Raw genomic sequence first — 13,443 nt, 5'->3', positions numbered from 1 at the left:
GATAATCCCCAAATCTACTTTTTGATCAAATATCAATCATTAGATCAAATGGGGAAATATAGAGATATACCTGAAATTGGGTATTTTGCATGTATTAATTCACGTTATATATAACACAATATACACTGAATGAAATTATTCAGCGTTTATTGGAAAGAAAGCCCTATGCATCAGTTTTAAGCTAAACAAGCAATATAAAACCATGTTGCAATAAAAAAGCACCCGTAGGTGCCTATCTGATTATTTTCAATCAAAAGGTTAGTAATTGTGGATCAAGCAAATCCTTGATCAGATCAGATTGCAATACAGGTATATCTTGCGCTGATAGATTTTCAGCTTTATTAAAAGCGACCAATTCAGTATTTTTAGCATCATCGACAATGGTTGTAGCACTTTGATCAATTGTTCGAGCAAGCACATCATCAATCTGATTTGTAGTTAAATCATTAACTGAAGTCTTTGCCAACAATTCATCGACTGAAATGGCCGTGCTGTCATAAGAATTGGTATTGGCTACCTTGATATCGTCAACTTTGGTATTCTCAAGTGCATCTTGCAGTACAGTCGCTATGCTTGTACTGAGAATAGCTGAACTGCCAGCTATAGCAGTATGATCTAAATCTGAAACATTTGAATGGAGCTGCGAAAATTGATTTTCTATTGGTGTCGATTGCCCTAATACTTGAGCGCTACTTTCTGGCTCAGAATTTAAAACACCTGACCCAATCGCATCAGCACTTTTAGCTGAGTTAATATTTGAATCAGCTAAATCAGCATGAAAAGCTGACGCTTCATCAAAAACTGCCATTTTTGCAGCGATTTCGACTACAGTAAATGTTCGTGCATCACTCACTAAACTGGTATTCCCTGCTTTATCCGTTTGTACAGTGGTAATACTGTGACTCCCCAGAGTTAAATCATAAGCAAAACTATATGACCATTTACTATCTGCACCGACTGTGACCGTTCCAATCGCCTGATTATTGTCATAAATAATCAAAGTTGCCCCAGCTTCTCCGGTTCCCGAAATCACAGGCCGCTTGTCATCTGTGGCCCCATTTGCAGCAACAGAACCTACAGTTGCCCCCACATCATCAACCACATCTGTGATTTTCGGACTAGCAGGTGCGGTTACATCTTTGGTACCTGTTACAGAGCTAAGCGCTGACTGATTTCCAGCTGCATCTGTTGCATATACACTGCCAACTTTTGCTTCGGTCAACGCTGTTGAAAGTGTGACAGAATAATTTCCATTTGCATCCGTTGTTGCTGTGCCTAATAATTTATTTGCACTGTCATAGACTGAAATTTTGGAGTTTGCTTCAGCGGTACCCGTGATCACAGTGCCTTCAGCATTTAAATTGGCCACGGGTTTATCTGGCGCTAAAACATCTTGTCCAGCTTTAATTTCTACAGCACTCGACTTATTTCCAGCAGCATCTTCAATAATAATTTTGCCAGTCTTGCTTGCATCTAAAGCAGGAGAAATGGTGATATTGAATTTACCATTGGCATCTACAGTACCCGTTGCAATCACCACACCTGTTGAATCTTGAATAATCACTTTAGCATTTGCTTCTGCGGTTCCGTGTATTGAAGTCCCTTCTTTAGATACCTCAAACTTGGGTTGATCAGGTGCGATAGTATCTTTACCCACTTCAATATTATGTTTTTCTGATTTATTTCCAGATGCATCAATCGCTTCGACTGTACCGATCTGGCCTGCGGTTAAAGCAGGAGAAATGGCAACAGAAAATTGTCCCTGTGCATTGGCTTTAGCAGTACCAATCAGTTGACCTGCTGGGTCATATACATTAATTGTGGCATTCGCTTCTGCTTTACCAGTAACAATATTTCCTTGCTCATTTAACTGCCCTTGAGGCTCATTGGGTGCAATGGTATCTTTCGTGCCAACAACCGAGGTATAGGTTGAGGCATTTCCAGCTTTGTCTTTTGCATTGATATAATAAGTATTGTTGTTCAGCAAAGCCTCTGGCAATGTCAAAGAATAATTTCCATCTTTATCGACCACGGCTGTAGCAATCACTTTCTGGTTTTTATCAATCACATAAATAGTCGCACCCGCTTCAGCGGTACCCTTAATTTCAGTCCCCTCTGCATTCAAAGTTGCCGTCGGCGTTTTCGGTGCAATAATGTCGGTAATACCCTTTGATTGATTACTGCCCCCATCATCAATCAATGCCAAACCTAAACCAATTGCAGAAACAAGACCAACACCTGCTTTCACTGCACTTGAAGAAAATAGATTTGAAAATGAAAACTCAGGGGTTGAGTCTTCGTAGGCAGAGACTTGTTGAACAGCCGCAGTGTTGGCGCCTTCATAGAGTAAAGTGTCGAGTTTTTGCAAACCGCTATAGTCTGTAAATTTTCCATTGGCATCAAAGTGAGCAAGTGAGAAACTTCCATCTGCTTTGGGGAACGTTAAAGAATGCGTTGTGGTTGAATTGGCTTGAAAAAAACCCTCTAAAACAATTTGCTCACCATTGTTTAAACTAATAATCAGCTTATCGCCTAATCGCTCTAGTGTTTTCACATCTTGTTGTGTGACACCAATTTGAATAATAGCAGGTTGATCTAAACTGACCGTTTTTGCTTGAGAATCCTGTAGTAATATTTTGTCTTGTTTTGCAGCGACGACTATTCTTGTCATTTATACCTTCTATTGATTTAAAGTGTATTTTTTGAAAATTATACAGAAGGTATTTATATATACAAACGACTTAAACTGATTTCTGAATTATTTATAAAAATAGAAAATTCAGATACTTAAAAATAAGTAAGATAGCGCACAAAATCTTATTTAAACAATAAATATCCAGCATTCTTGTTGTTCACATATAACTTCACTCTTTAACAAAGCGCTTGAGCAAATTGTGGGGCATCATCCAAAATTTCAAACCAAGCAGCTTTGTTGTCAGTAAATGCATGTGAAACAATCTTGCCTTGAACAGGCTCATTTACAATGCCTACACGTAATCTCACGACCTCAGGTAGGTCTAAACGCGCACTAAATAATGGGGATGCACATCTTTTACAGAAGGTTCGCTTTTTATTTTCAGTGGCATAATATTCTTGAAACAATGCCTGTCCTTGAACAATCTCTAAATCTTTAGTCTGGATAGGAGCAATCGCCACAAATGCTGAACCTTGGGCTTTTTGACATTGCTGACAATGACAGACAAATATTTGAGGAATTTCACTATGAATTCTCAGTTGAATACCACCACAAAGGCATGAAGCTGTATACATTTTTATTCCTCTATATTGTGAGTAAACTCATTTTATCGATCAATTGTAACGCTTATAACTTATAAATAATCAAATGGATAACGTGAAAAAAGTTCAGGATGGATACGATTCACGGTATCTTGAAATTGCTCCAACTCCACCTTAGATAATGGATTTTTATCCAAGTGTTGTTCCAGCGCTTGCAGAAGTAAAGCAAATTGTAAAAATTGAAAAAAGTTGATTTGCATCGACTGAAACTGATCGCGTTTTAAATTCTCATCTAAGTCCATACCTAAATCATGATCATAGAATAAAATATCAAAACTATTCCGATCTAAAAACCATTCATCACCTTGACCTGTACGACCAATTTTCCATAGTTGTTGGGATAAATTTTCCACATGCTCTGCGAAATACTGGTTTTCCTTTATCGTAGTTTCATAGCCAAATAAATCAATATCAGGGGTAATTTCAGTATCGCTACACTGTCCTAAAAATTCGAGATAATAAGGATCTTGAAGAAAAGTCACAGTACTTTGAATGGGTTGAGTTCGCGGATTAAAGAGCTTAAGTATCTGTTTAAAATTGGTTTGCAGTTCAAACATTATGCGATCTCAAGGGTTGTTTTTGTTCTAAGCTTTTTGTTCCAAGTCATGCGCTCGATAAGACTTTAACGCCTCAATTTCAGTATAAATACTCGCTTGCAATTGATCACGAAATACAATCATATCGTCCATGTTTTCTATCTGGTCAATAGATAATCGTGGCATAAATTTAAAATAAAAAGGGATTCGCTTTGGAATAATATGCTTTGGAATCGAAGGAATAACTTCACCTTGTCTAAGCAATGAACCTATTTTGGGATTTGATAATATTTTATTAAACCACTTTTGTTTAAGCAGTACGTTTACGTCAAAAGCTAAATCAAAAACTTCATCACCACCTAAAGCCACAAAAGGAGCAATGTCATAACCAAATTCCTGAGCCAACTTTAAGAAACCAAAGCGTTGCTTCCAGATCAGTTGATAGGCTTCACCTTTACGTTTAATGACTTCTCGACCGCCGCCTGGAAAAACCAGAATCGAATAACCTTGTCGCATCGCTTCTTTGGCATATTCTTGTACACCATCAACCCCACCAACACGTTTAACCACTTCTTTCCAAATCGGAATATGAAAATGCATATGATCAGCTAAACTGACCACTGCGATTTTATGTTCTGTAAATAAATAATCAATCAGAATCGGAGAATCTAAAACACCATAGATGGTGTGATTACCGACATACATGGCTGGTTTATTCGGCACTAAATTTTCAGTACCTAAAAATGTTGGACGAAAGTAAAAGCGCTGTAAGCTGCTTATTAATCGAATCAATTTAGCGTTGTGTCGTATTTTCAAGGTTTTTTCAGTCATGCTGTATCTCTACAAAATACTTTTCAACATTATTTGATCTTAGCCTTAAGCGTATGACTCCTCCATTTTCAGGGAAGAGCTTTACACAAATAAAATAACTTAAATTCTTGACAATCTCCCCCCTCTTTTTCAAAGTAGCTGAACTGCGCTTTTCGCGGCGCAAGGAGGGAGATTTTAGAAAATTATAATTTAAGCAACATGCTTTTGCACAAGGATTGAACCCACAGAATAACCTGCACCAAATGAACACAGCACACCATATTCACCATCATTCACCTGATCAGCACTACGATGTAATGCAATGATCACACCTGCTGAAGACGTATTGGCAAACTCATCTAAAATGATTGGTACCAAATCAGGATCCGCTTCTGCAACTTCTTTGCCTACAATGAGTTTTAAAATTAATTCATTCATATTGGCATTGGCTTGATGCAACCAAAAACGTTTTACGTTTTCAGGTTGAATACTGTTCTTTTCCAATTGTGTAGAAATAATTTTCGCAACCAATGGACACACTTCTTTAAATACTTTGCGGCCATCTTGACGGAATTGCTTATCATCACGAGAAGTTAATTCTGAACCATTTAAGAAACCAAAATTATTTCGGATGTTATTGGAGAATTGGGTAAACAAATGGGTATCTACGATTTCAAACCCTGTTTTGCTGTCCGTTTCTTCAATAATTGAAGCTGTTGCAACATCACCAAAAATAAAGTGACAGTCACGTGAACGATAGTCAGTATGGCCTGAGGTAATTTCCACATTAACCAATAACACACGACGTGCACCCGTTTTTACAGCATCATAGGCTTGTTTTAAACCAAATGTAGCAGCTGAACACGCCACATTCATGTCATAGGCATAGCCCTGAATACCCAATGCAGTTTGAATTTCAATTGCAACAGCAGGATAAGCACGTTGTAAATTTGAACAAGCCAAAATCACCACATCAATGTCTTCTGCAGTTACGCCTGCATTTTCCATCGCTTGTTTTGCCGCAATTACGCCCCACTCTGCTTGGATTGAAAGCTCTTCATCTGAACGTTCTTCTAAACGTGGACGCAAGCGATTAATGTCTAGGACACCTGATTTTTCAATGACATAACGACGCTTTACACCTGAGGCTTTTTCAATAAATTCTGCACTTGAACCACGACGGGCAACAACTTCACCCGCTTCAATTTTTTCAGCATTTTCACTGTTAAATTGTTCCACATAAGCATTTAAACAATCCACCAATTCTTCATTGGTAATCACTTCTTCAGGATGGTACAAACCTGTACCTGTAATACGGATGCCCATGTAAAACTCCTTTTTTAAATTCACAAATATTTCAAATTATTTCTATTCTAACCGATTCCAAGCTTTTCCCATACTTTTTGTATTCTGGTTGACGAAATCGGCATCTTGGTTTTCATTGGTTGAGAAAATAATGAAATACGTAGTTCCTCAACCATGAAGTAGACTTCTTTAACACGAACATCCGACTTAAACTTAAACAGTTTATCCATCCAAGGATCTACTTCTTTAATTGCAGCATCATCACGATTTAGATTATTCGGCAATCGATCTAAACGCAATAACAATGCTTTTAAATAACGTGGATATTCCTGCCAAATATCGGAAGATTTTGAATAAACAAAATTGGATAAGTTCATTAAATCCAGTTGATCTTCAATATCATTCATATTTTTAGCAAATACATCTTGATCCAACATCAACAATTGCTGGCGTATTTCCTGCCATTGAATATAAATTTCACTGATCAGCTTTAATGCTTCCTGACCATGACTTAAAAATGACTTTTTCACATCTGCCATGACTATCGCAAATTCTTCAGCATTAATGGGTAAATCTTGAATTGCCATTTGTAATGTTGCGTACACCAACATTTGCTCAAGTTGCGCTTTATCACCCAAAGGAGAATATGCCAATGCCAGTGGCTTGGAAATTTGCTTTTTCAATTGACGAATCAAATCCCCCAATTGCATATGAATCAAACGAATTACGCCTTCACGGTGCTGCTTAATCGCTTCACTTTGATCATTAAAAGTCTGAATCACAATACCAGAGTCATCTTTCAACTCTAACTTAGCAAAGTCTTTGCTCGGGACCAGTGCCTGATATTGTTTAACCACAACCCCTGTCACCTTCTGAGAGGCCTCAAATACAAAGCTTTCAGGAAAAGTAGTAAACTCACCTTTTAACTGTTTGACGGGACTGTGTGTTTCAGTTCGACAACGTGCTTTGAGTTCGGCAAGATCACGGCCTTTTTCAATCACGCGGCCTTTTTCATCAATTACTTTGATAAATGGAATTAAGTACTGATCAATACGTTCAAAAGAAAAATCTTTACTGGTAATTTGTTCACCACGTAATTGAAATGCCAAAAACTCAAAAATATGCTGATGCAAATGTTGTGCATCAATTACTTTGATCAATTTATTGGCTGTATCTGGGATCGGCACCAAATTTCGACGTTTATCTTTTGGTAAGGCTTTTAATAACGCTTCGATTAAATCCAAACGCCAACCCGGAATTCCCCAAGACCAAATATTTTCATCAACTTGCGCTAAGGCCTGTACCGGAATTTTTACTGTTGCGCCATCTTCATCATGACTTGGATCAAAACGATAGCTGGCAGCTAAACGTAATTGTCCATTATGTAAATAATCTGGAAATTGTTGCGTGGTTGGACGATCATTCATCCATAAATCATCATCATCAACAAACAGATAACGAGGATTCTGCGGCTCTACTGTTGCTCGCCAATCTTCAAAACTACGCCGACTGGCAATTTCTGTAGGTACTTTTGCGGCATAAAACTGATAAATGGTTTCTTCATCAACGACCAAATCACGACGACGCAGTTTGTCTTCCACACGCTCAACTTCTTCAAGCTTTAATAGGTTGTGTTTTAAGAATGGTGGCGTTGTTCCCAAGTTTCCTGTGGTTAGTGCATCTCTTAAGAAAATTTCATGCGCAGCCAACTGATCCACTTTTTCATAATTGGTGGCGCGCTTCGGTTCAATGATCAGCCCAAATAATGAAATCTGATCATAAGCATTGACCACACCCGGTTTTTTCGCCCAATGTGGCTCAAAATAATGATGTTTTAATAAGTTAGGCGCAGCTAAAAGAATCCACTCAGGCTCAATTTTTGCCAGTGTGCGTAAATACACCTGTGAGGTTTCGACCATTTCAAATGCCATCACCCATGGGGTATTGGTTTTATGTAAGGTCGATGCAGGAAAAATTCGGGCTTTTTGCTGACGAACTGCCATAAAAATATTACGTTCGTCAGTTTTATTGGCAATAAAAGACAATAACCCTGTCAATAAAGCACGATGTAAATTTTCATAACTGGCTGTCTTTTCATTGAATGAAAGTTTTAAGCCCTGTGCTAAATCCAGTAATTGTTCATGCGTTTTCTTCCACTCGCGTAAGCGCAACCAGCTAAGAAAATGCTGTTTGGCAAAATTACGTCTTTTGCTTTCACTTAAAGTTTCACGATTTTCAGTCAGTGTATTCCACAGTTTAATATAGAATAGAAAATCTGAATCTGCTTCTTTAAATAATGCATGTTTTTGATCCGCCTGCATTTGCTTATCAGCAGGACGCTCGCGTGGGTCTTGTACTGCAAGCGCAGCAACAATAATTAAAACTTCATTCAGCACCCCAAAATGAGCACCACCGAGAATCATCCGTGCAAGGCGTGGGTCTATTGGCATTTTTGCCATTTGTAGACCGATTTTGGTTAAACTGTTGTTTTGAAGTTCGGCTTTTTTAGTAGCAGGTTGAGCAAGTTTTTTTACTTTATCACCATCTACTACTCCCTGTTGGGAAACCGCACTTTCACTTTGTGCAACCACTTGAGGAAAATTATTTGAATTTTGCACTTCATGGATAGCACCTAATTCAATCAGCAACTTACGTCCATCATTGACCAAACGATGGTCTGGTGGCTCAATAAAATCAAAATCTTCTACAGCACCTAAACCTAGACTTTGCATCTGTAAAATAACCGATGCTAAATTGGTTCGTTTAATTTCGGGTTCAGTAAAATCTGGACGACTTTGAAAATCATCTTCACTGTATAAGCGAATGCAAACACCTGGTGCAATACGACCACATCGCCCTTTACGCTGGTTTGCAGCAGCTTGAGAAATCGCTTCAATTGGTAAACGCTGCACCCGTGAACGATAGTTATAGCGAGAAATACGCGCAAAGCCACTGTCGATCACATAACGAATATTCGGTACAGTCAACGCTGTTTCAGCGACGTTGGTCGCGATGATAATACGTCGCCCACCACCAGAGGGATTAAAGATTTTCTGCTGTTCGGCTAAAGCTAAACGTGCATATAACGGTAAAATTTGCGTGTGTTTAGGACCAAATTTTTGTAAGGTCTCTTGTAGTTCTCGAATTTCTTGTTCAGTGCTTGAAAAAATAAGAATATCCGCATGTTCAGGATGTCCTTTAGATTCAGCATCCTTAAAACATTCTTCTACAGCTTGTACCACTGCGCGTGGTAAATTTTCTTCAAAATCATCAAAGTCATCATCATCACTGCCGCCGATCGTCATCTCAGAAATTGGACGATAACGCAGTTCTACTGGAAAGCTACGTCCTTCCACTTCAAAAATCGGTGCGCCATTAAAATATTCGCTAAAGCGATTCACATCTAATGTCGCTGAAGTAATAATGATTTTTAAATCAGGGCGCTTTTTTACCAGTTGCTTCAGGTAACCCATGATGAAGTCAATGTTTAATGAACGCTCATGCGCTTCATCAATAATAATCGTGTCATATTTATTTAAATAACGATCATTAGAAAGTTCAGCAAGAAGAATACCGTCCGTCATTAAGCGAACGATTGAATCATTTGATCCTTGTTCATTAAAACGCACTTTAAAACTGATGCTTTCACCCAGCTTCTCACCGACTTCTTCAGCAATACGTTGCGATACACTTCGTGCTGCCAGACGTCGAGGCTGAGTATGACCAATCATCCCAGTTAAACCACGACCTGCAAGCATTGCGATCTGTGGCAATTGTGTGGTTTTACCAGAACCCGTTTCCCCTGCAACAATAATAATCTGATGCTTTTGAATCGCTTCAATCAGTTTATCTGCATACTGGGTAACTGGTAGATCCTGATTGAGTTTAATTGTCGGTAGACTGGCTAATCTTTTTTTGACTTGATGATTTGATTTCTCAAATAGTTCTTGGAATTTTTCAGGATGAGCATCTTTTCCTTTTTTCAGTCGATTTAAACGATGGCGATCTCGTACCATAACCCATTGATCGACATTTAACTGATTTGGCACAGATGCATTATCCTAATACTTAAAATTGAACGGAATATTTTACGCTGTAAAGCACACGAGAGATAGTCCAATCAAAGTGAATTCATGTTTACGTTATACATGTATTATAAAAATAATATTTAAAAGCTGCTAAAGTTCACTCAACCAAGCAACTGTCTGTGGCTGCAAATACTCATATAGACCTAGATCTGTTGCGGTTGATCTACATCAATCAGGTAGCTTGAGGTGATGCTTAAGTACAAAACAGCACCACCCATATCATTGCACGCTATACAACATTGAAATGTGATGGAGTTAAAATTCAATTTATCTTATATGAACAAATTCTATACATTGAAATAAATTTTATATCTTTTTTAGAAATCGCCCTTGAAATATAGCCCCAGAAGCATCATGTTTGTAACAGATTAAAAAAGGATGCTTTGTCATTCAAACATCATCTTTATTTGCTTTAGTTGATGAAATACTGACAAAACAACGGTTTTTGGTAAAATGTATCTGGAGCACGCTAATTTGATTTTCCGATCTTAGCGATAAAAAAATACTATTTCCCCAATAATCTAAAATTCATTATTCTAGTTAAATATTAGATAAACACCTCAATCATGGAGATAATGATGAGCTTAATTAATACTGAAGTTAAACCTTTTAAAGCACAAGCTTTCCAAAACGGCCAATTCATCGAAGTTACAGAAGCCGATCTTAAAGGTAAATGGTCTGTAGTTTTCTTCTATCCAGCTGACTTCACTTTTGTTTGCCCAACAGAACTTGGTGACCTTGCTGACAACTATGCTGAATTCAAAAAATTAGGCGTTGAAATCTACTCTGTTTCTACAGATACACACTTCACGCACAAAGCTTGGCACGATTCTTCTGAAGAAATCAAAAAAATTGAATATGTAATGGTTGGCGACCCAACTTGGGTTCTTGCTAAAAACTTCGAAGTTTTAATTGAATCTGCTGGTCTTGCTGACCGTGGTACTTTCGTTATCGATCCTGAAGGTAAAATCCAAATCATCGAAATCAATGCTGGTGGTATTGGTCGTGATGCTTCTGAACTTCTTCGTAAAGTTAAAGCAGCTCAATATGTTCACGGTCATCCTGGCGAAGTTTGCCCAGCGAAATGGAAAGAAGGCGATGCAACTCTTGCTCCTTCAATCGACTTAGTTGGTAAAATCTAATTCTTGAATTAGATTAAACACATAAAAAACCACGCTTTTTAGCGTGGTTTTTTTGCATTAGATTTTATGTATAGGTTTTTTGTGTTTGTAGATTTTTATTTAATGCGACCAAATTGCAATTTCATATCCATCTAAATCTTTAAAATGAAAACGACGTCCACCTGGAAAACTAAAAATCTCTTGTACGATGGTTGCACCCGCCTCTTTCACACACGTTAAGCTTTGTTCTAATTGGGCACTGTACAAAACAATTAATGCACCACCAGAACTTTGCACATCATCAGACTGAGCAAAGCCCCCTTTTATCTCCCCAGAATCAAACTCACAATATTCAGGGCCAAAGTCGGTGAAAGTCCAGCCTAAGTTTTGATAAAACCTTTTACTTTGTACGACATCTTTCACCATAAATTCAATATAGTTAATGGAAATTTTTTGACGAGCCGCTGACTGATCCATCGATGTTTCTCCTTAAATTTATAAAATATTGTTCTACAGAAAACAAAATATGAGTCAATTGATAATACATTTAAACCACTGAATATAGGATAGCAAAAAATTATTTTTGCGTTGTTCTACTCAAATGATCAACTTGCTTGAGTAACTCAGGAATACGATATTTCCCATACATGGACTGTACATTATGTTTTGCTTGCGCTAGTTGTATGCCGATGGCAGAGACATATAATGGCTTAACACTTTGTCCACGTAAAATTTCAAATTCCTTTGGCGTTCCTCTAAACTCATTTTTGGCCACTCCAATCACAGGGATTTTATCAACTAAGGCAGCATATAAGTGCTGTCCTAAACCTGCTGTTTGTTCAGCGCCTAAATAGACATAGCCATCAATCACAATCATATCGATGGGTTCTTGCACCAAATCCAATAACGTTAAAATACACGGCAATTCACGTTTATAAAATTGACCTGACTCATAGTCAGCAATTGGTTTGATGGTGATAAGGTAATGATTCAATACAACTGAACTCGCCCAAGATTCAAATACTACACCAGCAACTTGTGCAGAGTTATCTGTATAGGCAACGTCTATTGCAAGAATCATGATCTACCTCTTAATGACTAATTAATGACTAAAATAAAATACCAATTTTCTCATTTACTGATGATTTTTTAAGTGTTTATCTTACCCAGAATCTGTAATGTCAAAATATGAATATCTTTAGCAGAATATAAACAGCTTTATTTACAAAACCACTATACATTTCTTTAAGTGAATAGACTAATTTCAAAAGATACAGAATACATTTTTCTGTAAAACAATCAAAAGTTTAAGGGGTTGCTTATGGGATCAATGATTACCGTGACTTCTTGGAAGTACAATGCTTCTTCACGGTATTTAAAAATTTTTTATAACAATGGTTCTGGTGAACTTTACCATCCTGTCCCAGAATTTATATACAATAATTTACTACGATGTAGTGATAAAACAGCATTCGTGCATAAATATCTAGAATACGATTTACATTTTAAGCGACTTTCAATTTTATAGTTTTTTAAGAACTGTGCTTTTAAAGCAAAGTCAGGGAGATTTCTCCCTGATGTAAAACTCGGTTAGTTTTTAAATGTCACCACAAACAGACCAGACCCAATCGACAAGGTTGTGGTCATAAACCTTTCATCTCGTTTAACTTCCATGATAAAGCTCTTTACTTCAGCAGCATGTGATATCACATTATCTACAATCAATACCCCACCATGCTCTACAAGCATCTTCTGTAAATATATCCAGTAATTTAAATAAGCATTGCGTTCAGCGTCCAGTAGAATAAAGTCATATTGTTCCTGACACTGTTCCAAGTATTTTTGTGCATCCCCTACCCAAAAATCAATCACGTCATCAACCTGTAACTCTTGAGCATGCAGTTGTGCTTGCTGAGTTCTTTTTTCATCGATCTCTAGCGTTGTCACCTTGGCACCTGTGACTTTGGCTGCATCCGCAAGCCACAATGTAGAGTAACCTGTTGATGTCCCGATCTCTAAAATTTTCTTAGACTGTTGAATTCTCACTTGCATGGCTAAAAACAATGCTGATTCAGGTTCGATATTTCGATAGCGTTTAATACGATCACACTGTGTAGCATCAAACTTAATAAAGGATTGATATAGTTCATTCAATCGTTGCAAAAATGGGTTACTTAAACTCATGTTTAGATCTTCCTTTTCACTATCATTGTTATTATTTCAATCATTTACGTCATTGCTATGACAATACATAGCTTTTGACAAGTTACATCGTTACGGTTTATT

Annotated in this window: 11 protein-coding genes; 2 read left to right on the top strand and 9 right to left on the bottom strand. The window is 37.5% G+C overall.

Annotated features, from left to right (window positions below):
- Positions 1–250: 250 nt before the first annotated feature.
- The 6 genes from blp2 to AS4_RS06880 all read right to left on the bottom strand — a co-directional run bounded on the left by blp2 (position 251) and on the right by AS4_RS06880 (position 9,997).
- The gene (gene blp2 / locus AS4_RS06905) at positions 251–2,671 is read right to left on the bottom strand and encodes an Ig-like repeat protein Blp2 (RefSeq protein ID WP_096733644.1); all 2,421 of its coding nucleotides are present in this window, start codon (positions 2,669–2,671) and stop codon (positions 251–253) included.
- Between the two features lie 200 nt (positions 2,672–2,871).
- Complete coding sequence (locus AS4_RS06900) at positions 2,872–3,270, bottom strand: GFA family protein (RefSeq protein WP_056515949.1); 399 nt, start codon at positions 3,268–3,270, stop codon at positions 2,872–2,874.
- 59 nt (positions 3,271–3,329) lie between these two features.
- Positions 3,330–3,854, bottom strand: coding sequence for a hypothetical protein (locus tag AS4_RS06895; RefSeq protein ID WP_004721815.1), 525 nt, complete (start codon positions 3,852–3,854; stop codon positions 3,330–3,332).
- Between the two features lie 27 nt (positions 3,855–3,881).
- Positions 3,882–4,664: a lysophospholipid acyltransferase family protein gene (locus AS4_RS06890; protein WP_096733643.1), complete on the bottom strand. Its 783-nt coding sequence runs from the start codon at positions 4,662–4,664 to the stop codon at positions 3,882–3,884.
- A 189-nt stretch (positions 4,665–4,853) separates the two neighbouring features.
- Entirely contained in the window at positions 4,854–5,969 is a 1,116-nt protein-coding gene (locus AS4_RS06885) for a beta-ketoacyl-ACP synthase III (protein ID WP_004721819.1), read from the bottom strand.
- A gap of 47 nt (positions 5,970–6,016) precedes the next feature.
- Entirely contained in the window at positions 6,017–9,997 is a 3,981-nt protein-coding gene (locus tag AS4_RS06880; RefSeq protein ID WP_096733642.1) for a DUF3418 domain-containing protein, read from the bottom strand.
- A 617-nt stretch (positions 9,998–10,614) separates the two neighbouring features.
- Between AS4_RS06880 and ahpC the strand changes: the two genes are divergently transcribed.
- The gene (gene ahpC, locus AS4_RS06875; protein ID WP_004721823.1) at positions 10,615–11,178 is read left to right on the top strand and encodes an alkyl hydroperoxide reductase subunit C; all 564 of its coding nucleotides are present in this window, start codon (positions 10,615–10,617) and stop codon (positions 11,176–11,178) included.
- A gap of 99 nt (positions 11,179–11,277) precedes the next feature.
- Here the strand turns inward: ahpC and AS4_RS06870 are convergent, their stop codons facing one another.
- Together AS4_RS06870 and AS4_RS06865 are read right to left on the bottom strand one after the other, a co-directional pair.
- Positions 11,278–11,634, bottom strand: coding sequence for a VOC family protein (locus tag AS4_RS06870; protein WP_096733641.1), 357 nt, complete (start codon positions 11,632–11,634; stop codon positions 11,278–11,280).
- 100 nt (positions 11,635–11,734) lie between these two features.
- On the bottom strand, positions 11,735–12,238 hold the full coding sequence (locus AS4_RS06865; protein ID WP_096733640.1) for an endonuclease V: 504 nt from the start codon (positions 12,236–12,238) through the stop codon (positions 11,735–11,737).
- A gap of 240 nt (positions 12,239–12,478) precedes the next feature.
- Between AS4_RS06865 and AS4_RS06860 the strand changes: the two genes are divergently transcribed.
- Positions 12,479–12,685: a KTSC domain-containing protein gene (locus AS4_RS06860; protein WP_004721830.1), complete on the top strand. Its 207-nt coding sequence runs from the start codon at positions 12,479–12,481 to the stop codon at positions 12,683–12,685.
- A gap of 62 nt (positions 12,686–12,747) precedes the next feature.
- On the opposite strand, the gene AS4_RS06855 is transcribed toward AS4_RS06860, so the two are convergent.
- The gene (locus AS4_RS06855) at positions 12,748–13,341 is read right to left on the bottom strand and encodes an O-methyltransferase (RefSeq protein WP_034612124.1); all 594 of its coding nucleotides are present in this window, start codon (positions 13,339–13,341) and stop codon (positions 12,748–12,750) included.
- Positions 13,342–13,443: the final 102 nt, after the last annotated feature.

The sequence above is a fragment of the Acinetobacter guillouiae genome, from assembly GCF_002370525.2.
GTDB lineage: Bacteria > Pseudomonadota > Gammaproteobacteria > Pseudomonadales > Moraxellaceae > Acinetobacter > Acinetobacter guillouiae.
This window is presented reverse-complemented; position numbering and strand designations above follow the sequence as displayed.